At 65.9% G+C, this 22830-nt stretch carries 24 protein-coding genes; 13 read left to right on the top strand and 11 right to left on the bottom strand.

From position 1 onward, the window contains the following. Window positions 1-2 precede the first annotated feature (2 nt). Window positions 3-899, bottom strand: a complete 897-nt coding sequence (locus tag ACEVFP_RS18200) for a helix-turn-helix transcriptional regulator (RefSeq protein ID WP_375000929.1) — start codon at window positions 897-899, stop codon at window positions 3-5. 163 nt (window positions 900-1062) lie between these two features. Here ACEVFP_RS18200 and ACEVFP_RS18195 point away from each other — a divergent pair, with 163 nt between their 5' ends. From ACEVFP_RS18195 to ACEVFP_RS18185, 3 genes are all read left to right on the top strand, one after another. Next, window positions 1063-1902: an SDR family NAD(P)-dependent oxidoreductase gene (locus ACEVFP_RS18195; protein WP_375000927.1), complete on the top strand. Its 840-nt coding sequence runs from the start codon at window positions 1063-1065 to the stop codon at window positions 1900-1902. Between the two features lie 5 nt (window positions 1903-1907). Beyond that, window positions 1908-2462, top strand: a complete 555-nt coding sequence (locus tag ACEVFP_RS18190) for a flavin reductase family protein (RefSeq protein ID WP_375000925.1) — start codon at window positions 1908-1910, stop codon at window positions 2460-2462. Between the two features lie 186 nt (window positions 2463-2648). Then, window positions 2649-3269, top strand: coding sequence for a TetR/AcrR family transcriptional regulator (locus ACEVFP_RS18185; RefSeq protein WP_375000923.1), 621 nt, complete (start codon window positions 2649-2651; stop codon window positions 3267-3269). Between the two features lie 51 nt (window positions 3270-3320). Here the strand turns inward: ACEVFP_RS18185 and ACEVFP_RS18180 are convergent, their stop codons facing one another. Both ACEVFP_RS18180 and ACEVFP_RS18175 read right to left on the bottom strand, forming a co-directional pair. Next, entirely contained in the window at window positions 3321-4271 is a 951-nt protein-coding gene (locus ACEVFP_RS18180; RefSeq protein WP_375000922.1) for an MBL fold metallo-hydrolase, read from the bottom strand. Between the two features lie 28 nt (window positions 4272-4299). Further along, window positions 4300-5241 (bottom strand): fumarylacetoacetate hydrolase family protein, encoded by a 942-nt coding sequence (locus ACEVFP_RS18175; RefSeq protein WP_375000920.1) that lies wholly within the window; start codon window positions 5239-5241, stop codon window positions 4300-4302. 165 nt (window positions 5242-5406) lie between these two features. On the opposite strand from ACEVFP_RS18175, the gene ACEVFP_RS18170 reads away from it, so the two are divergent. From ACEVFP_RS18170 to ACEVFP_RS18130, 9 genes are all read left to right on the top strand, one after another. Then, on the top strand, window positions 5407-6087 hold the full coding sequence (locus ACEVFP_RS18170; protein WP_375000919.1) for a TetR/AcrR family transcriptional regulator: 681 nt from the start codon (window positions 5407-5409) through the stop codon (window positions 6085-6087). Window positions 6088-6342: 255 nt separating this feature from the next. Beyond that, the gene (locus ACEVFP_RS18165; RefSeq protein ID WP_375000918.1) at window positions 6343-7596 is read left to right on the top strand and encodes a cytochrome P450; all 1254 of its coding nucleotides are present in this window, start codon (window positions 6343-6345) and stop codon (window positions 7594-7596) included. After that, a complete protein-coding gene (locus ACEVFP_RS18160; RefSeq protein ID WP_375000917.1) occupies window positions 7596-7823 on the top strand; it encodes a ferredoxin in 228 nt (75 codons plus the stop codon). The genes ACEVFP_RS18165 and ACEVFP_RS18160 overlap by 1 nt, the downstream gene beginning before the upstream one ends. After that, window positions 7816-8838 carry an NAD(P)/FAD-dependent oxidoreductase gene (locus ACEVFP_RS18155; protein ID WP_375000916.1) on the top strand — a complete coding sequence of 341 codons (1023 nt, stop codon included), beginning with the start codon at window positions 7816-7818 and terminating at the stop codon, window positions 8836-8838. Before ACEVFP_RS18160 ends, ACEVFP_RS18155 begins: the two co-directional genes overlap by 8 nt. Beyond that, on the top strand, window positions 8838-9086 hold the full coding sequence (locus ACEVFP_RS18150) for an indolepyruvate ferredoxin oxidoreductase subunit alpha (RefSeq protein WP_375000915.1): 249 nt from the start codon (window positions 8838-8840) through the stop codon (window positions 9084-9086). The genes ACEVFP_RS18155 and ACEVFP_RS18150 overlap by 1 nt, the downstream gene beginning before the upstream one ends. Continuing rightward, window positions 9086-9808: a CoA transferase subunit A gene (locus tag ACEVFP_RS18145; RefSeq protein WP_375000913.1), complete on the top strand. Its 723-nt coding sequence runs from the start codon at window positions 9086-9088 to the stop codon at window positions 9806-9808. The genes ACEVFP_RS18150 and ACEVFP_RS18145 overlap by 1 nt, the downstream gene beginning before the upstream one ends. A gap of 1 nt (window position 9809) precedes the next feature. Continuing rightward, the gene (locus ACEVFP_RS18140) at window positions 9810-10478 is read left to right on the top strand and encodes a 3-oxoacid CoA-transferase subunit B (protein ID WP_375000912.1); all 669 of its coding nucleotides are present in this window, start codon (window positions 9810-9812) and stop codon (window positions 10476-10478) included. Further along, window positions 10475-11659: a thiolase domain-containing protein gene (locus ACEVFP_RS18135; RefSeq protein WP_375000910.1), complete on the top strand. Its 1185-nt coding sequence runs from the start codon at window positions 10475-10477 to the stop codon at window positions 11657-11659. Before ACEVFP_RS18140 ends, ACEVFP_RS18135 begins: the two co-directional genes overlap by 4 nt. 11 nt (window positions 11660-11670) lie before the next feature. Beyond that, window positions 11671-12480 carry a LuxR C-terminal-related transcriptional regulator gene (locus tag ACEVFP_RS18130; RefSeq protein ID WP_375000908.1) on the top strand — a complete coding sequence of 270 codons (810 nt, stop codon included), beginning with the start codon at window positions 11671-11673 and terminating at the stop codon, window positions 12478-12480. On the opposite strand, the gene ACEVFP_RS18125 is transcribed toward ACEVFP_RS18130, so the two are convergent. Both ACEVFP_RS18125 and ACEVFP_RS18120 read right to left on the bottom strand, forming a co-directional pair. Further along, window positions 12449-14023, bottom strand: coding sequence for an AMP-binding protein (locus tag ACEVFP_RS18125; RefSeq protein WP_375000906.1), 1575 nt, complete (start codon window positions 14021-14023; stop codon window positions 12449-12451). The genes ACEVFP_RS18130 and ACEVFP_RS18125 overlap by 32 nt on opposite strands. A 209-nt stretch (window positions 14024-14232) precedes the next feature. Continuing rightward, window positions 14233-15441 (bottom strand): alpha/beta hydrolase family protein, encoded by a 1209-nt coding sequence (locus ACEVFP_RS18120; protein ID WP_375000905.1) that lies wholly within the window; start codon window positions 15439-15441, stop codon window positions 14233-14235. Between the two features lie 465 nt (window positions 15442-15906). Between ACEVFP_RS18120 and ACEVFP_RS18115 the strand changes: the two genes are divergently transcribed. Continuing rightward, entirely contained in the window at window positions 15907-17850 is a 1944-nt protein-coding gene (locus tag ACEVFP_RS18115; protein ID WP_375000903.1) for an AMP-dependent synthetase/ligase, read from the top strand. Between the two features lie 40 nt (window positions 17851-17890). Here the strand turns inward: ACEVFP_RS18115 and ACEVFP_RS18110 are convergent, their stop codons facing one another. The 6 genes from ACEVFP_RS18110 to ACEVFP_RS18085 form a co-directional block, all read right to left on the bottom strand. Then, window positions 17891-19138: a TetR/AcrR family transcriptional regulator gene (locus ACEVFP_RS18110; protein WP_375000902.1), complete on the bottom strand. Its 1248-nt coding sequence runs from the start codon at window positions 19136-19138 to the stop codon at window positions 17891-17893. A gap of 259 nt (window positions 19139-19397) precedes the next feature. Then, window positions 19398-20228, bottom strand: a complete 831-nt coding sequence (locus ACEVFP_RS18105) for an SDR family NAD(P)-dependent oxidoreductase (protein WP_375000900.1) — start codon at window positions 20226-20228, stop codon at window positions 19398-19400. 9 nt (window positions 20229-20237) lie between these two features. Beyond that, complete coding sequence (locus ACEVFP_RS18100) at window positions 20238-20645, bottom strand: MaoC/PaaZ C-terminal domain-containing protein (protein WP_375000899.1); 408 nt, start codon at window positions 20643-20645, stop codon at window positions 20238-20240. Continuing rightward, a complete protein-coding gene (locus tag ACEVFP_RS18095) occupies window positions 20642-21100 on the bottom strand; it encodes a MaoC family dehydratase N-terminal domain-containing protein (RefSeq protein WP_375000897.1) in 459 nt (152 codons plus the stop codon). The genes ACEVFP_RS18100 and ACEVFP_RS18095 overlap by 4 nt, the downstream gene beginning before the upstream one ends. A 1-nt stretch (window position 21101) precedes the next feature. Then, window positions 21102-22280, bottom strand: a complete 1179-nt coding sequence (locus ACEVFP_RS18090; protein ID WP_375000896.1) for a lipid-transfer protein — start codon at window positions 22278-22280, stop codon at window positions 21102-21104. Between the two features lie 223 nt (window positions 22281-22503). Next, complete coding sequence (locus tag ACEVFP_RS18085) at window positions 22504-22689, bottom strand: hypothetical protein (protein ID WP_375000895.1); 186 nt, start codon at window positions 22687-22689, stop codon at window positions 22504-22506. Between the last annotated feature and the right edge of the window lie 141 nt (window positions 22690-22830).

The raw sequence follows: 22830 nt of genomic DNA, 5'->3' as shown, positions 1-22830 counted from the left end.
CGTCAGGGACGGACAGGCCCGTCGCTCATCTCGTCGTCCGTGCCGACGGCAGGCTGCTCGGCGGCTCTTTCTGCCAGGAGCTCCAGGGCGTGCGCGGAGGGCGAGCCGGGCTCGGTGTCGTAGACGATGAGCGTCTGGTCGACGTCGGTTCCGAGCACGAGTGCTTGGTAGCTGATCGTGAGATCACCGACGAGCGGATGGTGGTAGTTCTTGGCGCCGGTGGTGCGCTGGTGAACGCGATTGCGTGCCCACAGCCGCCGGAACTCGGTGCTGTGGATTGACAACTCGCCGATGAGCCGGCTGAGCATGGGATCGTCGGGATACTTGCCCGCATCCATGCGGAGCATGGCGGCCGTATCAGCGGCCACCTCGCCCCAGTCTTGGTACAGCTCGCGGGCGTGGGGGTCGAGGAAAACGAAACGAGCTTGGTTGCGCTCATCAGCAGGCATGGCTTCGAAATCGGCGATGAGCAGGGCCGCGATCCTGTTCTGGCCGAGGACGTCCAGGCGCCTGCCGAGGACGAAGGCCGGTTGCCGGGCCGCGTCGAAAGTCTCGAGAAGTGATCTCGTCGACCGGTGCAGTTGTTGGGGTTTGCCGGTGCGTCGCCGTCGGGAGGGCGCGGGTCTGGCGATGGTGTGCAGGTGCGCCCGCTCGGTGTCATCGAGCTGAAGTGCATCGGCCAGCGCATCCAGGACCGCGGGCGAGGCGCTCTTGCTGCGTCCCTGTTCGAGACGGGTGTAGTAGTCGACGCTCACCCCGGCGAGCATCGCGAGCTCTTCACGCCGCAATCCCTCGACCTTGCGCCGCCCGGCCTCGACAATGCCGGCGTTCTCAGGCTTGAGCCGCGTGCGCGCGGCACGCAGGTAGTCAGCCAGTGAGGGTCCCAGGGCATCGCTCATGTCTCCATGCTCTCCGAATGTGCCCTCCCGGTGAAGGTGCGGAGGGTAGCCCAGTTCGTCCCCCGAAACTCTGGGCCTTCACCAAGCGCCGGGCCGCGCCGAGCATAGAAGGGTCGCGCGATAGCGGCAGCCTGATCCCGATCCTCACGAAGGGAAACACATTATGTCTGTCTGGATGATCACCGGGGCCGCCCGGGGCCTCGGTCTGGAGATCGCTCGTTCCGCCCTTGCCGGTGGCGAGCAGGTCGCCTTGGCTGCGCGCAGCCCGGAACGCCTGCCCGAGGATGTCCGCACGCACCCGCAGTCGCTGCCGGTGGCGCTGGACGTCACCGACCAGGACCAGCTCAGCGCAGCCGTGGCAGCGATCGTCGACCGGTTCGGCACGATCGACGTACTCGTGAACAACGCTGGTCGCGCCCTGCTCGGTGCACTCGAGGAAATCACCGATGAGGAGGCCCGATCGCTGTTCGACGTGAACGTCTTCGGCCTGATCAACACCACTCGCGCAGTCCTACCGATCATGCGCAAGGCCGGTTCGGGCAAGCTCGTGCACATCGGGTCCCGTTCCGGGTTCGAGGGCGAGCCAGGCGTGAGCATGTACTCCGCATCCAAGTTCGCCGTCGCCGGGATCAGCGAAGCCCTCGCGGCCGAGCTGGAACCGTTCGGAATCCAGAGCATGGTCGTCGAACCGGGAGTGTTCCGTACTGACTTCCTCGACGAATCCTCGGTACAGCTGCCCGTCGGTCGCATCACGGACTATGACGGCACCCCGGCACACGTCACTCTCGACTGGAGGGAAGAGGCGAACCACGCGCAGCTTGGAGATCCGGTCAAGGGCGCCAGGTTCATCTTCCAGGTCGTCTCTGGCGCCAACCTTCCGTTGCACCTGCTCGTCGGCCAGGACGCGCTGGATCGCCGAGCCGTGATGGCCGAGCGCATCGACAGCGAGACTGCGCCCCTCCGTGAGGCTTCAGCTGCCACTGCCCACGGCAGCGACGGGTGACCAACATGAGCGGCCCCTTCGAGTCGTACCCGGTCTCGCTGGTGCACAGGCTGATCGAACCCGGGCCCACGCTGATGATCACGACCGCGGGTGGTGAGTGGCCGACCGTCATGACGAACGGGTTCAGCATGCCCGTTCGTCATGACGGCACCCTTGCCGTTGTCATCGGTCCGTGGGACGCAACCTATGGGGCACTGCACCGCAGCCGCGAGTGCGTGATCGCGATACCCGGCCTCGATCTTCTCGAAACCACCGTGGATGTCGGGAACTGCTCCAGCGCAGACACCGACAAGTGGGAACAATTCGGGCTCACGCCGCTGCCGGCCTCATCTGTACAAGCGCCCCTCATCGCCGAATGCACCGCGAACATCGAGTGTGCCGTCGTCGACGACACTCTCGTCGAGTCCTACGACCTGTGGATCCTACGAGCACGCGCAGCGTGGCATCTTCCCGAGACCGGTGCGGTGGAGTTCCACCATCGAGGTAACGGCACCTTCTCCGAGACCGGCACCGTCCATGACCTCCGACACCGGATGACGAAGTGGCCCCACCTCACATGAATCGCCGAGCACTTCATGCGAGGTGGGCCGAGCCATGGGCATGTGGGTGGGTAGCCGACGCGTGGTCTCTGGACGGCAACCGTGCCGGATGTCACAGGAAGGGGTTTCATGTCCTGACCCGGCAGAGTCTCCCGGTGAGCTACCGCGTACAGGGCGATGGTCGTCCCCGGCGCCTAGGCTGAACATGTGAGCGAACAGGTGGCAGCACCGCGTCGACGCCCGGGGGGCCGTAGTGCGCGCGTGGCGCGCGCGGTCTTCGACGCGACGATCACTCTTCTTGTCGAAAGTGGCTATGACCGTTTGACCCTGGAGAACGTCGCTGTTCGAGCCCGGGTCAACAAGACGACCGTCTACCGTCGGTGGCGAACGAAGTCCACTCTCGTGGCCCAAGCCTGCCTCGAGGCAGCGGAGCGGGAGATCCCGATCCCGGACAACGGGAACCTGCGTGATGATCTGCGAGCCTTGCTGACTGAGATCGCCGCGCTCTTGGCCCGTGACGTCGAGGGCACCGTCGCTCGGGTCGTCGTGGGTGGTGCGGCTCATTCCCCCGAGCTTCGTGAGGCCTTGCAGTCCTTCTGGAGGCAGCGGGTAGCTCCCGCCGCCAACGTCGTCGAGCGAGCAGTGGCTCGTGGAGAACTTCCGGCCGGCACCGATCCGGCTGTTCTCATCGAGACTGCGGCAGCGGCGCTGTGGATGCGCAGACTGGTGAGCGGCCTTCCTCTCAACGACGCGTTTGTTGATCAGGTGGTCGAGCTCCTTCTCAACGGTGCAATGTCGGCAGTGGCTGAATCTCCCCCCGGTGAGTGACTGCGTGCTCCCAGATCCGGGAGCACGGCGCCTCTGGACGTGGCGAGGCGATCAGGCGGCGCCGCGTGCCGCGCGCCAGCTCGCTGCGTGCCCGAAGAGCTCGACGATTCCCACCTCGGCGGTCTCGGGGAGGGCGGCACGGTACATCTGGTAGGTCGTCACGATGATCCGCTCGGAGGCGTGCAGCGAGGCGAACCGATCCAGGTCGATCCGATCAACGGCCTCCAACCAGGGCAACCCCTCGGCGATCGTCGAGGCCACGTAGTCGCGGACGTGGCACAGGTAGGCGCGAACCTCGGCGATGCCGTCGACTCCGACGACGGGTCCGTGCCCTGGGACGACGACCTGGGGATCCCAGCTGACCATGCGGTCGCATGCCGAGATCCAGTTGTCCACCGCGCCGGACCAGGAGATGGGGGTGCCGCCGATGAAGAGCAGGTCACCGCCGAAGAGGACGCCGGTGTCCGGGACGAAGGCTACCGAGTCGCCGTGGGTGTGAGCCGGAGCCAGCTCTACGAGCCGGACGTCGCGGCCGCCAACGGTCACGGCGATCTCGTCGTCGAACGTCACGTCAGGATCGCGGAGTTCCACTCCTTCGAAGTTGAACGCTCCGAAGCAGTGGCTCATGTAGTCGCTCAGCACCGGGCCGAGGTCGGCCTCGACCAGTTCCTTGATCATCTTCGGGGGGATGTCATGCATCTCGTGGCCGGTGTGGGTGGTGGCGTGGATGCGCACCGATGTATCGAGCAGTGAGTTGCCGAATGTGTGGTCGCCGTTGGCGTGGGTGTTGAGGGCCGCGACGATGGGGGCGGAGTTGGTGATCGGCTGCATCGCCGAGAGCATCGTCCGGGTCAGGTCATAGTCGAAGAGCGTGTCGATGAGGAAGGACTCTCCTTCCCCGCTGATCAGCCCGGCGTTGCTGAGGCCCCAGCCCCCGTCGGGGGCCAGCCAGGCCCGGACGCCGTCGGCGACTTCGTGCAGTCCCAGGGTGTAGTCGACCATGATCGTGTTCCTTCTCTCGGGGTGGTGGTCAGCGTTGACGCAACGGGTGGACAGGGTCCGCGGCAACGACCGTCTGCCGGGTGGAGCCCAGCTGGGTCCCGTGCAGCGACACGACGTCACCGACCTGCAGCCAGTGGCTCTCGTCGGCGAGCGTCTCTGGCGTGGCGTGCTCAAGGAGGCAACCGCCCGGGAGTGTCCCGGACCCGATCACATCACCGGCGGAGAGCACTGTGCCGCGCGAGGCGAACGCGATGACCTCGGCGAACGTCCAGTCCATGTCGAGCGTCGTTCCCTCGGCCAAGGTCGTGCCGTTGACGGTGGCGGCGACGCGGAGATCGATTCGGTCGCCCTCGCGCTGGTCGGCGACTTCCTCGGCGGTGACCAGCCAGGGGCCGAGCGTGATGGCTGAGTCCTTGCCCTTGCCCTGTCCGAGTCCGAGCTCGAGGTCTTTGACCTGGAGGTCGCGGGCCGTCCAGTCGTTGAAGAACGTGTAGCCCGCGACGTGGTTCTCGGCGTCGGCAGGCTTGATGTCGCGCCCCGGGGTGCCGATGACGACCCCGACCTCGAGCTCCAGGTCGAACCAGCGTGATCCCGGTGAGATGGCCACGTCGTCGCGTGGCCCGAGGACGGCCGCAGGGTTGGCGAAGTAGAAGGCGGGGATCTCGCTCCAGACCGGGCCGAGCTCATCGCTGCGTCCCAGGGCTCGCATGCATCCGCGCATGTGATCCAGGAAGCAGAGCGCATCGCGGACCGCGGAAGGGCGGGGTACAGGGGCGGCCAGTGTCACCTCGTCGACCGGGATCACGGCAGCCGGACGGTTGAGGAGCTCGCGTTGAAGATCCTGCCGAGCACGGACTCCGGCTGCGACAAGTTCGATCATTGTCCGATCGTCATGGGCCACCCGCACCGCATCGTCGTGCACGTAACCGATCTTCGGTCGACCGTCGAGGTCGAGGCTGGCCCACGGCATCGCTGCTCCTTCGCGTTCGACCCACGGTGGATCGTGGGGTTGGTCGCGAACACTGTGGCCCGAGCCACATCCGAAAGTCAACACTATGTCGAGAAATATCGTCAAACCATCGAAAGTGGCGCACCGGGACGGATGTCGGAGTCGATGTCCTCTAGGTTGGTCTCCGTGAGCGTGCATGGAGAAGGCCGAGAAGGTGGTCGCGCTCGCCCACGTCACACTCAGGCTGCGCGCAAGGGTGATCGACGACGTGCTGAGATTCTCGACGCCGCCGAGCTGCTCCTGGCGGAGCGGCCCGCACTGGATCTCACGATCGAGCAGGTGGCCGAGGCGGTCGGCGTCTCGCGGTCGAGCTTCTACTTCTACTTCGACAGCAAGTGGGCCGTGGTGGACGGACTCGTCGACCGCGCTTCGGCCGAGATGCTCCAGGAGTTCCTCGACCTGCCGCGCAAGGAGGCGTTCGAGGAGTTCATCACCGGTGTCGTCGTCGCAGCCGTCGAAGGCTGGCGCGCTCATCGCGTCGTGTTCCTTGCGGCCGAGGAGCGCAGCTCCCACGCCGATGAGTCCACTGATCGGTGGCGTGGCATCATGCAGGGCTTTGCGGACATCATCGCCAGACGGGTGGAGGACGAGGCCGCGTTGGACCCGACCCTCGACCCGACGCCTCTCGGAGGAGCGGAGCGAGCCGCCGAGATCGCCTGCTGGATGGTCGAGCGGAATCTCTACATGCTGTTCTCGAGGGATCGCGACGAGGTCGAGGAGCAGGCCGTCGTGTCCGTTCTGCGTGAAGCGATGCTCCGTCTGCTGCATCCCGACGACGTCGGACGGCGTCCGCGCGCCTCCCGGTGACCGTCGGCCGTTGACGGTCGATTCCGTGGCCTGTCTCGTGACGAGGGCCTGGTGGCGTGACCGCTCGGTTGGACGCTGCCCCGCCCGTTCCTTGATCTTCGCTGCCTTGTGGCGCCGGCGACGTGACCGCAAGCAGCAGAAGTGACGCTCTGACTAAAAAAATCGACGGAGTGTTGACTTTGCGCTGACGTCGGCCCGATAGTGGGACCGCTGTGATCCACACCATGCTCGAGGATCGACGAATCGGAGTCAGAGATGAGCCAAGAGACAGTGCAGCGTCCGGAAGGTGATCGAGCCACGGAGCTCGTGACCCAGTTGCTCGTCGGAGGTCTGCAGAATCCGTACCCGACGTACGCGGCCCTGCGTGAACTGGGTGACGGCGTCCACTGGTCCGACCTGCTGAACGGGTACATCGTGACCCGGTACGAGGACGTCCGGCGCATCGCGGGGGACCATGAGACCTTCTCCAGCGACACGTTCTGGGGATCGGCCCCCAGTGCGCACAACCCCGAGGATGCAGAGCATCTGCGGTTCATCGACATCGCCTCGCGGCTGTTCATGTTCGCCGACCCGCCCACCCACACGCGCATCCGCTCGACCTTCCGGCACGCCTTCACCCCCACGGCGGTCGCCTCCTGGGAGGACCTCGTCTCGCGGGTGACCCAGGAGCTGCTCGAGCGCTACCCGACGGGTGAGGAGCTCGACATCATGCCCGGGTTCGCCGCAGACGTGCCGGTCGCGGTCATCGCAGCCATCCTCGGTGTCCCGGCCGAGGTGGCACCGAAGTTCCGCGAGTGGTCCTACGCCTATGCCTCCACCTTCGATCCGGTCGTCCAGGGCGAAGCCCGCGACGCCGCCATCACGACGTCGCTCGAGCTCTTTGACTACCTCGGCACGTTGCTGGCCGAGCGCCGGGCCGAGCCCCAGGACGACCTGATCTCCGAGCTCATCCGGACAGAGACGATCGACGGGGACCCCCTCGGTGCCGTCGAGCTCGTCGCCCAGGTGGCCCTGCTGCTCGTCGCCGGCAACGAGACGACGACCACCTTGATCGGCAGCGGCCTGTCCCTGCTGTTCGACAACCCCGAGGCGTTCGAGGCGATCCGCGCCGACCGGTCGCTGCTTCCGGCGGCCATCGAGGAGATGTTGCGCATCGACCCGCCGCTGCACTTCGTGATCCGCGTGACGACGAAGGACACGGTCATCGGCGACCACGAGATGCCCGCCGGCACCGTCCTGTGGCCTTCACCCGCGGCGGCAAACCGCGATCCGCGACGATTCGAGGCGCCCGACCGGTTTCTTATCGACCGGACGGACAACAAGCACCTCGCGTTCCTACACGGGATCCACTTCTGTGTGGGGGCGCCGCTCGGTCGCCTGGAGGGCCGAGTCGTGTTCAACCACATCCTCGATACCTTCCCCGACCTCCGCCCCGGAAAGCTGCCTGCGACCCGACGCACGTCCAACATCGTCGCGCGGGGCTGGGAGACCAGGCCGGTGGTCCTGTGATGAGCCGGGCACAGGCGAGCGTCTCGGTGCGGTCTGAGCAGTGCGCAGCCAACGGGTCCTGCCAGCACCTCGCGCCCACGGTCTTCGGGGCCGACGAGCACGGCTGGGTGACGGTGCTGCAACCAAGCCCGTCGCAGGAGGTCCTCGAGGACGTGCTTGACGCGGCGGAATCCTGCCCGATGGCGGTCATCGGGGTGCACGACGAGACGGGAGCCTCCCTTGTCTGAGCCAGTGGTCGACATCGCCATCGTCGGGGCCGGTCCGACCGGCCTCTATGCCGCCTACTACGCGGGCTTTCGAGGCATGAGCTCAGCGATCGTGGATGCGTTGCCGGTCGTCGGAGGGCAGGTGACGGCGATGTACCCGGAGAAGACCATTGCCGACGTCGCCGGATTCGCCGGCGTCACCGGCGCCGACCTCGTTCAGCGGTTGGAAGAACAAGCGCGTCCGTTCGCACCGCAGCTCCACCTCGAGCAGCGGGCCGAGACGGTGCACACCGTGCTGGACGACGACGGGAACGATGTCGGGCTGGTCCTCAAGACCGATGCCGGGACATCGATCCGTGCCCGCACCATGCTGGTGGCCGCCGGCGTCGGAGGCTTCGCGCCGAGACCCATCCCGGACGAGACCGGTCTGGCGCCCGAGGACGTCGACCACTTCCTGCACTCGACCTCGGAGTATGACGGTCGACATGCCGTGGTGATCGGCGGCGGCGACAGCGCACTGGACTGGGCACTGGGACTCCTGCCCACCGCCGCGTCGGTCACGGTGGTGCATCGTCGCGAGCGGTTCCGGGCCCACGCCCACTCGGTCAGCCTCGCCATGGAGTCGGGGGTGCGGATGCTGACCGGTGCCCGCGTCGTCGGTAGTCGCTACGCACCGGATCTGCAGGCCCTTGAGATCGAGCACGCCGACGGCTCTCGCACGGTCGAGCCGTGCGGACGCGTCGTGGCAGCGCTGGGGTTCTCCGCACAACTCGGTCCGATCCTCGACTGGGGTCTGGACCTGGTCCACCAGCGGAACGTGGCCGTTGGCACCCGGATGCAGACCAACGGATCCCGCATCTTCGCCGCGGGTGACATCACGACGTACGACGGCAAGGTTCCGTTGATCTCCGTCGGCTTCGGCGAGGCGGCTACCGCGGTCAGCAACGCCTGCAAGCTGATCCACCCCGAGGCGCCGCTGTTCGGTGGTCACTCGACCGAAGCGGGCCCGACTCCTGCGCCCGTGGGAGCACGCTGATGACTTTCGTGATCGGTGAGGCCTGCATCGGCGTCCAGGACCGGGCCTGTGTGGACGAGTGCCCGGTGGACTGCATTCGTGAGGGACCCGACAAGCTCTACATCAACCCGATCGACTGCATCGACTGCGGCAACTGCCAACCGGTGTGTCCGGTCTCGGCGATCTTTCCCGACCGCGCGCCGAAGCCGGGTGAGGAGCACCACATCCAGGCCAATGCGGACTTCTTCGCAGATCCGGATGATCACTGATGAGTGAGTTCCTCGAGGACGTCACCGACCGGCTGGCGGCAGTCCTGACGGACGGAGCGACCATCGCCGTCGGAGGATTCGGGCTCTGCGGCACGCCGGTCGGACTCATCGAAGCGGTGCGACGCACGGGTGTACGTGATTTGACGATCGTCTCCAACAACATGGGTATCGACGGCAAGGGCCTGGGACTGCTGATCGAGGGTGACCAGGTCGCTACGGTGGTGGCGTCCTACGTGGGGGAGAACAAGTTGTTCGCCCAGCGATACCTCGAGGGGCGCATCGAGGTCGAGTTCACCCCTCAGGGCACGCTTGCCGAACGGTTGCGGGCCGGCGGGGCCGGCATCGCCGGCTTCTACACTCGTACCGGCGTCGGGACCGACATTGCACAGGGCAAACCCCACGAGGTCTTCGACGGGACCAGCTATGTGCTCGAACGGGGCATCGTGGCCGACGCCTCCCTGGTCCGGGCCCACCAGGGCGACCCTCAGGGCAACCTGACGTACCGCCTGACCGCGCGCAACTTCAACCCGCTCGTCGCCACGGCCGGACGGGTGACCTTCGCCGAGGTGGAGCGGCTCCTCGATCACCACATCGACCCGGACCTGATCGAGACGCCAAGCATCTTCGTCGACCACGTGACGCGAGCCGCGGCCGGGCCGAAAGATATCGAGAAGCTCGTGACCCTCCCCCCGACGACCGCGCCCGCGGGCAGGAAGAACTGACATGTGGACGAGAGAACAGATGGCCGCCCGGGCTGCGCAGGAGCTCAGGAACGGGATGTATGTGAATCTCGGGATCGGCATCCCTACGCTCGTGGCGTCACAGATCCCTGCGGACATGCACGTGATGCTGCACAGCGAGAACGGTCTGCTCGGGCTCGGTGACCACCCGGTCGCCGGTGCGGAGGATGCCGACCTCATCAACGCCGGCAAGCAGACCGTGACCGCTGTCAGAGGCGCGAGCTTCTTCGACTCGGCGCTCTCCTTCGCCATGATTCGCGGCGGCCACATCGACCTGGCGATCCTCGGTGCCATGCAGGTCTCGGCGGCCGGCGACCTGGCCAACTGGTCCATCCCCGGGCAGCTGGTCAAGGGGATGGGCGGTGCCATGGACCTGGTGACCGGTGCGCTGCGGACCGTGGTGCTGACGGACCACGTGACGAAGGCAGGCGAGCCCAAGGTGGTACAGGAGTGTCAGCTGCCGCTGACCGGGGCCGGTGTCGTGGATCGCATCATCACCGACCGGGCTGACTTCGACGTGAGACGGACCGGTCTGGTGCTCACGGACCGAGCCCCTGGCGTGAGTCTGCAGGAGCTGGGTGAGCTCACCGGCGCCGACTTCACCGTGGACGAGCGAGCTGACGAACGAAAGCAGCAGGGGGTCCGGACATGAGGGAGACGACGGCATTGGGGGTCGACATCTACGTGGCGGGATGGGGGCACACGCGCTTCGGCAAGCTGGACGATTCCTTGGAGGACCTCGTGGTCGCGTCGAGCTCCGAGGCGATTTCTGCGGCCGGTCTCGAACCGGGCGACATCGACGCTGTCTTCCTCGGCCAGTTCAATTCCGGCATCCACCCGTTGGGCTTCGCCGCGTCACTGGCGCTACAGGTATCCGACGACTTGTTCGGTGTGCCGGCCACGCGGGTGGAGAACGCGTGCGCGTCGGGCTCCGCCGCAGTCCATCAGGGAGTCGGTGCCCTTCTGGCCGGGACAGCGCGCTCGGTGTTGGTGGTGGGCGCGGAGAAGATGTCCTCGGCGAGTGCCGCGACCGTGGGGGCGGGCCTGCTCGGTGCCGACTACGAGCACGCCGGCAGCACGTCGAGCACGGGGTTCGCCGGCCTGTTCGCCGCGGTGGCGCGGGCCTACAACGACCGCCACGGCGACTGCTCCGACACGCTCGCCGCGATCGCTGCGAAGAGCCACGCGAACGCGCTGTCGAATCCGTACGCGCACCTGCGCAAGGACCTCGACGAGGCGTTCTGCCGCACGGTCTCGGAACGGAACCCCATGGTCGTCGACCCGTTGCGACGCACGGACTGCTCCCCGGTCTCTGATGGTGCCGCCGCGCTCGTCCTGACGATCAGTCCCAGTGAGTACACGAGGGACGGGCTCGTCCGTCTCCTCGGCTTCGGCCAGGCCAACGACTTCTTGCCGGCGCCCAAGCGCGACCCGTTGGCCTTCGCCGGATCCGCCCTCGCGTGGCAGCGCGCTCTGACGATGGCTGGCGTCACGCCTGGGGACCTGTCCTTCGTCGAGCTGCATGACTGCTTCACGATCGCCGAGCTGGTCCTGTACGAGGCGCTCGGCCTCACCGAACCGGGGCAGGGTCTGTCCGCTGTGCGTGACGGCTGGCCGCGCCGTGACGGTCGGCTGCCGATCAACCCGTCCGGCGGCTTGAAGTCCAAGGGCCATCCGGTGGGCGCCACCGGAGTCAGCCAGCACGTCATGGCGGCGATGCAGCTCACGGCCACCGCGGGGGAGATGCAGCTGGAGTCGCCGCGCATTGCCGCTGTGCACAACATGGGAGGCCTCGCCGTCGCCAACCACGTCAGTGTTCTCGCGGCGCTCTGAGAGCCAAGGTCATGGAGAACCACGTCACCTCGGTCCTCGCCCGTCTTCGTCGCCGCACCGGATCGGGGTTGACCTTCCTCGGTCGTGTCGAGGGCGAGACTCTGACCATCGGCCGGTTCGACGGGCCGGTCGTGGGACCACTCAGGGGCGCTCGCCTCGAACCCGGCGAGGGTCTCGGTGGGCGCGTGCTCGCCGAGGGGCGCTCTGACGCCGTCGTCGACTACGTGGGTTCGACAGCGATCTCTCATCGTTACGATGCGATCATCCGTGCTGAGTCGTTGCGGTCGATGGCCGCTGCGCCGGTGGTCGTGAACCGTCGCAGCGTCGCCGTGCTCTACGCTTCCTCACGAGTGCCCCTGGGTGAGACCGGTCGACTGCAGGATGCGGTCGTGCAGGAGGCTCGGGCGCTGGAGCAGGACATCGCCGTCGCGAGGGCGCGACGCGATGCCCTGGCGGGATCCGACCATGTTCTTTCACCGTTGTGGCGTGCGCGGGTTCGCGATGCACATGCTGCGCTCCATGAGCTCGCCGCGGCGATCTCCGACCCGTTGCGACGACGACGCGCTCTCGAGGCGGCGGAAGCCTTGGTGGAGGGTCCTGATCCCGAGTCGGCTGGTCATCGCTACGTGGGGCTCAGTGCACGCGAGACCGATGTCCTCGCGATGCTCGGAGCCGGTCTGTCGAACCGTGCGGCTGCCGAGTCACTCGGGATATCCCTGCACACGGTGAAGTCGCACGTGAAGCATCTGATGACCAAGCTCGACGCGACCACTCGCCATGAGGCCGTCGTCACCGCGCGCCGGCGGGGGCTGCTTCCCTGAGTACGTGGCGCCGGATCTTTCCGCTGGGCGTCTTGGGCAGCTCGCTCACGAAATGGACCAGTCGGGGCGCGGCGTGCTTGGAGTAGTGGTCGCGCACGTGGCGGATGAGCACCTCGGCGAGATCGGGGTCAGCGTCGCTGTCCGGGTCGACCACGACGAACGCCTCGACCTGCTCACCCCTGATGCCGTCGGGATCGGGGCGGCCCACGGCGGCGGCCTCCTGGACGGCGGGATGGGAGAGGAGTGCGTTCTCCACGTCGCTGGGGCCGATGCGGTAGCCCGCGGCCAGGATGACGTCGTCGCTGCGTGAGCTGAACGAGAAGTTCCCGTGTTCGTCTCGGTGCCCGATGTCGGAGGTCAGGTACCAGCGTCCGTCGCGGGTGAATCGTTCGGCGGAGCGTTCCGGATCGTCGACATAGCCGGCAAAGACCATCAGTGGGCTGTTCTCGGTGTCGATGGCAATCTGACCGTCGACGATGTCGACCGTGAAGCCCGGGAGGGCTCTTCCGATCGATCCCGGCACCGGGTCGCCGGCGCCCGGCAGGTTCCAGTGGTTTCCCAGCACCATGGCGATCTCGGTCTGACCGTAGTGGTCTCGGATCTCCGATCCGAGCGACTTCTTCCCGAAAGCGACGAGGTCGGGGTTCAGCGGCTCTCCGGCGGAGGAGGCCCGTCGCAGCCGCAGGGGTAGGAACGCCTCGAGGCCGCGCAGCGCGCGATACATCGTCGGGGCACCGGCGAAGTTGGTCACGCCGAGCTCACTGATGACACGGACGGTCTGCTCTGGTGAGAACCCGCCGGTGTACAGCAGGAAGTGTCGTCCTGCTGCCAGAGGCCCCAACACCGCGAAGTAGAGCCCGTAGGCCCAGCCCGGGTCGGCTGCGTTCCAGTACAGGTCGTCCTCGCGAACATCGAGGGAGAAGTGGAGGTAGCTCTCGGCGGCGGCCAGAACCCGCAAGGGGATCGGCACGCCCTTGGGGTTTCCCGTGGTTCCACTGGTGTAGATCTCGATGATCTGGCCCTGACCCCCGACGGCCACCCGGGTGTCCAGAGGCTCTGAGTCGACCGCCGCCGGTGACAGGTCCTCGATCCGAAGGACCGCGATGCCCGCGATGCCGTCGAGCTTGGTGCACTGGTCTGCCTCGGTCACCACGATCCGTGCCCCACTGCCGTCGAGGCGTGTCGCGATCGCACCCTGCGCGAAGGCTGTGAAGAGGGGCACGTGCACGGCCCCGAGTCGCCACAGGGCGAGGCAGGTTGTGATGAGCTCGAGCCGCTTGCCGAGGAGCACCGCGACGCGATCCCCGCGCCCTACGCCACGCTCGCGCAGGACCCGCGCCAGCCGGCGGGATGCGATCGAGAGCTCGCCGTATGTCACGTCCCGACGAGTGAGGTCGGGCTCGACGACGGTGACCGCGAGCCGGTCGGCGCTGTGCCTGTCACACAGGAGCCAGGCGGCGTCGGCATCGTGGGCGCCGTAGATGTCCAGCCAGCGTTGCACTGCCTGGTCGGGGTCTGGTGTGTCGCCCGTGAGTTCGCTCATGTCTCGATGATGGTTCGATCGATGGGGTGGCGGTAACCCTCCGAAGAGGGAGGAATGCTTCACCGGGTCCGCCGGGACGAGATGAGCACGGAACCCGTGAGAGGGGCTCACGTGGGCGACGCCGATGAGCCCGTGGACCCCGTGGATGACGACCGCGAAGACGATGAGGAACCCGTCGCCGGACGCACGAGGGGCCGCTCGGTTCGTCCTCAGGGGGTGGGGTTCCCGCTCTTGAACGCGGGGAGCTCCTCGAGCCAGTCGAACACGCGTTGGGTGTGCAGTCCCATGGCGCCGGCGGAGCAGTGTTCCTCCGCGCCCTCTGCTGCGGTGAAGCGGATGTAGGACTTCGGGCAGTTCAGGGCGTCATGCAGACGCTGTGCCTGGCCGGCGAAGAACAACTCCGCCTCGGAGTCGAGGACGAGGGCGGGCGCTGCGATCTGGTCGACAACCGGTGCGATGGTGTAGTCCTTCAGCGCCCGTAGGAACGATGCGATCGTGTCGACCCCGAACGTGTACAGCCCATGCGAGACGGACCATTCCATGTTCGGCGCTTTGGCCATGATCTTGCGCATCTCGACCTCCAGCGCTTCATCATCGTCGAGCAATGGTCCAAGGTGAGGGGGCAGCATCTGGCCGAAGCTCTCGGCAAGTGAGTAGATGCCATTGAAGTAGACGGTGGCGGCAACGTCGACGAAGGCGCTTGCGCGCGCCACGAGGTAGCCACCCATGCTCATCCCCATCAAGGCGATCCGAGCACCGTCCACGTCAGGGCGCGCTCGTGCGTAGTCCAGTACCGGTCCGACCACGGCCTCCCACTCTGATCGGAACGGGAGGCCCTGCTCGCGGATCACTCGCCCCTGGCCGGGGCCGTCGAATGCCAGAACGTTCCAGCCGCGGTCACGTGCCATCAATGCGCCGTACGCGAACAGCTCCTCGGCGGTGGAGTCGAACCCGCCGTGGAAGATCAGCGTTCGCCGAGCAGCATGCGACTCGTCGACGCGATAGAAGTACCCGGGAAGAGTGGTGTCCTCATACGGGATCTCCACGGGCTCGATCTGTGGGCTGAAGAGCTCAGCAGCCCGCTGGAACGTGTCCACGCTCAGCTGCCAGGTATCCATGATCCGGGGATCGGCCGCATTGCCGTGCAGAAAGAACTCGGCTGTGCGGTAGTAGTTGGAGGCGCGCAGCAGGGCTTCTCGTGCACTCACGAAGTGGCCTGCAGCGAGACTCTCTCGACCACCCTTGTGCACCCGTTCGGCCGTAGACCGCCATTCGGCGTACCAGCTCTCGAAGTCGCCCTCCTGGATCCGTTGCGCGGTTGCCAGACACTCCCCGACGTCAGCTGCCCGAGCGTAGGTGTGTCCCAGTGTCCGCAGCAGCTCGAACGAGAAGGCTTGATCTTCAAAGACGACTCTCATGGATGGCCCATTCTTTTAAAGCAACGAATAGTTGCGATAGTACGACTGCAGGCTCGGCGGCGCAAGCGCAGAGGGGCTGCGACGGCCACCTGCGGTGGCCCCGACTCGCTCCTGATGGTTGCGCCGAGATGACTCGCCTCTGGCCCAGCATCGTTCCCTGAAGTGAATTTTCGGCCCGAATGGAATCGGGAGCTTGTGCGACGAAGCGCTGTCTCCGGCCGTCGAGTACCACTGATAATCAGGGTTGTAGAGTGCTTCAACTGAAGCTCTTGTCAGAGTAAGTGAATTGTGATTGGGTTCATGTACTGGCTTGGGCCTCCGCCTGGGCGTAGGTGGCGCTGCGCACGGCGAGCGTGGCGGGAGCGGAACTGCTCGTGAGGCGCTGCTCCTGAGACCGGCACCAAAGGAGATGAACGATGCTGGTGATCACCGGAGCTGCAGACGTGAGGCTCCCCGACCCACATCATGTCGCGTCCATCCGTGAGCAAGGTTGTGAACGACGTCCTCCTCCTCGAACCGATCTCAAAGGCCCACCCCGACCTGGCCGGCGACGTGCCCAACCGGTACGACGGCAACCCGACTCCCGAGCTTGTGAATCTGCTGCTGGACGGTCCGCGATCGCTGGATCGGTACTCCACTGAAGCGCCCAGTGCGTACCGGAGTCGCCGGTCCGGGCCACCGTCGTGGCGAGTCCGACCACCTGACCAATCCACTGAGAGGGAACCGATCATGCCGACCGACGAACCTACGCCAGCAGCTGTCGCGACACGCCTGGCAGAGGCAAGGACTCTCTGCGACGTCCTTCTCGGGGGCGTCGCCGACCATCCGGAACGCATTGCTCTGCGCGCGCACGAATGTGGAACGGAGTGGACCTACGCCCAAGTGCAGGTGCGAATCGGAGAGGTCGCGGCACGGCTGCAGCTGATGGGCGTCGGACGGGGAGACGTCGTGGCGCTGATGATGCGCAACCTTCCGGAGTTCCACGTCATTGATGCCGCCGCGATGATCATCGGGGCTGTTCCCTTCAGCATCTACAACACCTCATCGTCCGAGCAGGTCGAGTTCCTGCTGTCCGATGCTGGCGCCGACGTCGTGCTGGCTGAGTCTTCTTTCGTCCCTGTACTCCGCGAGGCTCAGAGGCTCGGAGCTCCGATCACGCAGATCGTGACGACCGACGTTCCGGTCGAAGGATGCGACGACCTCGCACCGGAGCTGGCTGCTGAGGAGACGACCTTCGACTTCGCTTGCGCTGCTGAGGTGCAGCCCGATGACCTGCTGACGGTGATCTACACGTCGGGCACGATGGGGCCACCCAAGGGGGTCGAGCTGACCCATGCCAGCGTCCTCGCTCAGTTGCGCAGCGTGCACGCTTCCATGCCGCTTCCTGGCGGTGGGAGGCAGCTCGGGTTTCTTCCGGCCGCCCACGTCGCTGATCGGTGGAGCTCGCACTACTCGGCGTTCATGACGTACGGCAACACCCTGGTGACCGTCGCCGACGCTGCCAATCTTGCCGCTGCGTTGGTCGCGACACGACCGACGTTCTTCGGTGCTCCACCGCGAGTGTGGGAGAAGCTCAAGGCGGCAGTCGAAGCGTCATACTCCGGGGATGACCTCGCACAGGACGCCGCAGCGGACCCAGGCGTGGCAGCGGCAGTGCGGGAGAGGCTCGGACTCGATGCTGCTCAGTGGCTCATCACGGGTGCGGCGCCCACGCCAACTGCAGTGGTGGAGTTCTTCACCCAGCTGGGTCTGCCGGTCTGTGAGGTCCTGGGCATGTCAGAGGCCTCCGGATGTCCAGCGGGAAACACGCCTGACTCGCTCCGTCCTGGGAGCGTCGGCAGGCCATTCGAGCACGTCGAGATCGAACTGGCGACAGACGGTGAGCTGCTCATCCGGAGCCCTCAAGTCATGCGCGGATATCGGGGCCTGCCCGATCGGACCGAAGAGACCATCGATCAGGACGGCTGGTTGCACACCGGCGACATCGCTCGGATCGACGAGGACGGATACATCTGGATCGTCGATCGCAAGAAGGAGCTCATCATCAGTGCGGGTGGCAAGAACATGTCGCCGGCCAATATCGAGATGGCGGTGCGATCGGCGGGGAACCTCATTGGCCATGTGTGCGTGATCGGAGATGGCCGGCCATACAACGTGGCTCTGGTCGTCGTGGAACCCATGGCGAGCGAGGGCCGAACCAGCGAAGACCCAAGGCTGGTCGAGCAGGTACGTGCCCAGATCGACAGGGCCAACACGAACCTCTCGCGGGTCGAGCAGGTCAAGAAGTTCAAGGTCCTCGCCGAAGAGTGGTTGCCAGGTGCTCAGCTCACACCGACGATGAAGCTGAAGCGCCAGGTGATCGCCGAGCGCTATGCCCGGGAGATCGAGAGTCTCTATGGGACGGATTGACCGTGATGAGCAGGCGTGAGGACGTGCGTGGCTGGAATCGTCAGATTGGACCCTGGTGGGTTCGTAGGTCCAGAACCGCCTCGGCCAGGGCGCGGAGAGCAGCGGCCGCGCCGGGTTGGTTGCGGAGATGACTCGTCAGCGCGACGTTGTTGATCATCGTGATCACGGCTTGCACGATCACTCGCCCGGTGGAGGCGTCCAGTTCGGAGTGGACCTGACGAAGCAGATGCGTCCATTCGCCGATGTGGTCGCGTTGCAACTGCACCATGGTTTCCCGCTCGGGGTCGGGGAGATTGCGCACCTCGGCCATCGTGATCTGCACGAGACCGTAGTGCGCGACGGCGAAATCAGCGTAGGAATCCACGATTTGTCGGAGAGCTTGACGCGGATCGGTCGACTGGCGCAACGCTGCCGCGACACTGAGCTGGAGGTGGGCATTGCCGCGCCACAACGCGGCCTTGAGCATGTCGAGCTTGCTCGGAAAGTGGCTGTAGATGCTTGAGGCTGCGATGCCTGCCGCTGTTCCAATGTCCTCGATGCTGACGGATGCGTAGGTGTGTTCGGCGAACAGCTCGACGGCGCACTCGAGGACCTGCTCGCGGCGGCTGCTCCAACGCAGGGTCCCGCTCGAAGTGACCTGTTCGGTGGGGTCCGGCAGGGGGTCGATCGAGCGCACGCGCTGGGTCAGCTGGAACAGCAAGGATTCGTAGCCGGAGCGTTTGAGGTCCACGTGATGGAACGAGGGCGAGAGGAGTAAGGCCAACCCTGCCCACGTCACGAGATCTGCGGTCCGGGGGCTCATGTCTGGCCTGGATGATTGCTGTCGAAGGATGATCAGGTCCACGGCGTCACGCAGCTGGGCCCGCAGCGTCGAACGGTCCGCCTGCGTGAGATGGCGAGCCTCGCGTTGCCACAGCAACCCCAGGTCGCGATGATCCAGACAGTGTGCAGCGATGGCGCGGAAGACGTCGTCGAGGCAGCGGTGGTCCTCGGACTCGATCACCGAGATGAACTGACGGATCTGTTCCTCGACGACGTTTAGCAGAAGCTGGTGCTTGCCCGGAAAGTGACGGTACAGAGCCGACGGCCCGATGGCGACGGCCTCGGCGACGTCACTCATGCTCACATGCTCGAAACCTCGAGTGGCGAACAGGTCGTTGGCGGCCAGCAGGATCAGTTCACGGCGGTTCGAGGGACGGGTTCCACGTTGTGGGGGGTCGATCCGGGCGGACGTTGGCACCGCACACTCCTGATTGGTCATGACCGCCCGAGCGATGAACTCGGACATGCTCTCGCTCGGCAGTGGAACATTCCGGCCTGCCACCATATCCGCCGACTGCTGCAGACACGTATTGGCGATGCGCACCGTTTCGGACCCGAGCTGGGGCACACCGTTTCGGACCCGAGCTGGGGCACACCGTATCGACCGGATCGAGTGAATGCGGGGCGATTGCCGTCCGTTGCGGTACGGCGTGAGGCTGGTCAAGAAGTTCCGGATGCTGGTCCGAGAGGCGTCGTGCTCTGCAAGAAGGTCTCCTCCCGTGACGTCAGATCATGAGGCCGCCACCGCAGATCAGCGTCTGGGCGCTGACGTAGTCAGACTCGGGCAGGCAGAACAGCGACACCGCCCCGGCCGCTTCCTCGGGGGTCCCGGCGCGACCCAGTGGGACAGCGGTCTTGAGCCCCTCGAGAAGCTCTGGATTGACCCCCACCTGCAACGTCCTCCCTTCGACGTCGATGGTGCTGTCGCCGTCGGCCGAGGCTTCGGTCAGCCGGGTGAGGATGAAGCCGAAGGCAACGGTGTTGACGGTGACGTTGTAGCGCCCCCACTCCTTGGCCAGAGTCTTGGTCAGTCCGGTGATGCCGGCCTTGGCGGACGCGTAGTTCGCCTGTCCAACGTTGCCGCCGAGTCCAGCCACCGAGGAGATGTTCACGACCTTGCGACCAGGCACCGCCTCACCGGCGGCGCGTTCTGCCTTGACCTGCTGTGAGATGACGGGCTGGGCGGCTCGCAGGATCCGGAACGGAGCCTTGAGGTGGACGTCGATGATCGCGTCCCACTGCTCGTCCGTCATCTTCTGAACGACCGAGTCCCAGGTGTACCCGGCGTTGTTGACGACGATGTCGAGTCCGCCGAATGCATCGACTCCCGACTGGACGAACCGCTCGGCGAAGCCGTCCTCGACGACACTCCCGCTGCATGCAATGGCAGAGCCGCCAGCCTCCAGGATCGCTTGGACGGTCTCGTGTGCAGGCTCATGGTCGAGATCATTGACGACGACGGAAGCGCCTTCTGAGGCTAGCTTGAGGGCCACCTCGCGGCCAATGCCGCGGCCGGACCCGGTGACGAGGGCAATCTTGCCGTTGAGCTTTGCCATGGTGTTCCTTCAGTTCAGGGTGATGGTGGCGTCACCGGTGAGGGTGACTGTGCCGTCGGACAGCGTGACGGCGAGTTCGAGGGTGGCGAGGTCGCCGTCGAACGCCGTCACCCGGCCGGTGCAGGTGGGCTGCGCATTGACCGGCGTGATGGCGGAGAATCGGGTCCGTAGCGAGCGAAGTCGGTCAGGTCCCGCCCAGGTGCTCACGAGGCGTCCGAGATAGGCCATCGACAGCATGCCGTGGGCGAAGACGTCGTCAATTCCGGCCGAGCGGGCCACGTCCACATCGATGTGCATTGGATTGTGATCGCCTGATGCCCCGGCGAACAGCGCTAGCGTCGCGCGGCTGATCGGCGGCAGCTTGAGCGGAGGAAGCTGGGTGCCGACGGCGATGGTGGTGATGTCGAGGGTGCTCACCGGGGGACCTCCGGGTTTCGGACGATGAAAGTGGACGTGGCGCGGGCGATGAGCTCGTCGCTGCGGGTGTACACGGTCTCCTTGCAGATGAACTCCAGCGCGCCGCCTTGCTTGTCGAACACGTCCGTGATCGCCGGTCGCACGTGGACCGTGTCGCCTGCGTACAGGGTTGTCGCGTAGGTGAACGTCTGCTCGCCGTGCAGGACTCGACGCAGGTCGACCCCGAGCGCGCTCAGGTACGCGAACGGGTCGGTCGACTCGAGCTCGAGGGAGAAGAAGAACGTCGGCGGGACGAGAAGGTCGGTATGGCCGGCAGCATGGGCTGCCTCGACGTCCATGTAGACCGGATCGGTCTCGCCGATGCTCTGGGCGAAGAAGCGGATCCGCCCCCGTTCGATGGTGGTCTCATGAGCGGGGAGGGTGAGTGCCTTGGCCTTGGCGGTGTCGATCGGCACGTCAGCTCGCCTTCTCATAGAGCGTGACCACGGCAGCGCCACCGAGACCGATGTTGTGCTGCAGTCCGACCCGGGCTCCCTCGACTTGCCGCCCATCAGCTTCGCCGCGCAACTGCCAGGTCAGCTCTGCGCATTGGGCAAGCCCGGTGGCACCGAGCGGATGGCCCTTGGACAGCAGACCACCCGAAGGATTGGTGACGACGCGACCACCGTAGGTGTTGTCGCCGTCGTGGATGAAGCGTTCAGCCGTTCCCTCAGGTGTGAGGCGAAGTGCTTCGTAGCTCAGTAGCTCGTTGGAGGTGAAGCAGTCGTGAAGCTCGACGACGTCCACGTCTCGCGGGTCGATCCCGGCTTGATCGTAGACAGCGTCGGCGGCGGTCTGGGCCATGTTGAATCCGACGAGCCGTTCCATCGATCCGGTGAAGCTGTCGGGAGTGTCCGTGGTGAGCGACTGCGCGGTGATCGCGACATCGGTGCGCAGTCCGTGACGCCGGGCGAAGTCCTGGCTGGTGACGATGGCCGCTGCCGCACCGCAGGTGGGTGGGCAGCACTGCAGGCGCGTCAACGGTCCGTGGATGGAAGGGGAAGCGAGGACCTCGTCGACGCTGACCGGGTCGCGGAACACTGCGTAGGGGTTGTTCGCTGCGTGCTGGCGTGCCTTGACCGAGATCTTCGCGAACGTCTCGGGCCTGGTGCCGTGGCGTTCGGCGTATGCGGCTCCAGCGCCGCCGAAGAGCTGAGCAGCAAACGGAGCCTCACTTGAGCCCTGGGCCTGTCGGGCGACCTGCGTGAAGCCGTCGAACGGACTCGGCCTGTCCTCCCACATCGCATCGAGTGCTCCGGGGCGCATCTGCTCGAACCCGAATGCCAGAACGCACTCGGCGGCGCCGCTGGTCACGGCCTGCCGCGCGAGCCACAGGGCCGACGACCCGGTGGAACAGTTGTTGTTGACATTGATGATCGGCATGCCGGTGGGGCCAAGCTCGTAGAGCGCCCGCTGGCCGCTGGTCGAGTCTCCATAGACGTAACCGGCATAGGCCTGCTGAACATGGTCGAGCGTGAGTGCGGCGTCATCGAGGGCAGCGGCGACGGCTTCGGCAGCCATCGTGGTGTAGGGCGCACTGAGACGTGGCGTGGTGAACGGGACCATCCCAACACCAGTGACGACGGTTCGTCGCATCAAAGCCTCCTAGGAATGTATGTTCATTTAGATGACGATAGCGCTTCTGAAGTAAGGCCATAGGTCTCAAGAATTTTCGGCCAGTTATTCACATAGTAGCTCAGGTGATCCATCCGTGCGATCGCGTGTGCCTCACGGCGTACCCCTGTGGCGAAGCCGGGGGCGATCGGCGGCCGGTATGCAAACTGATATGACAGGCCGAGGAGGTACTCGGACGGACTCGTCATGAAAGTTCATTGGTTCGATCCGACGAGTGGCTCCACTCGTCCTGGTAGGTCAGCGACGCGGCTGGACTCAGAGCCGACCGGCTCGCCTTGCCCGGCAGCAGATTGAGTGCCGTGCGTGGTCCACTCTGCCGCTCTCGCTGAGCGACGTCGCGGTTGAGATCGGCCGGCTCATCGTTCAGCATCGCCACACGAAAGCGGTGACGCCGGTCGCACAGGCCGCGCCGCATGTCCTGGGCTCGAGCACGCCGACGTGGTGATCCAGTCAGGTGGACACTCGGAGCCCCGAACTTGGCGGAGGACGCGAATCTCGGCATACTGAACAC

This window comes from Aeromicrobium sp. CTD01-1L150 (assembly GCF_041951745.1).
GTDB lineage: Bacteria > Actinomycetota > Actinomycetes > Propionibacteriales > Nocardioidaceae > Aeromicrobium.
The sequence above is the reverse complement of the archived record's forward strand: the minus strand, read 5'-3'. Positions and strand labels throughout refer to the sequence as shown.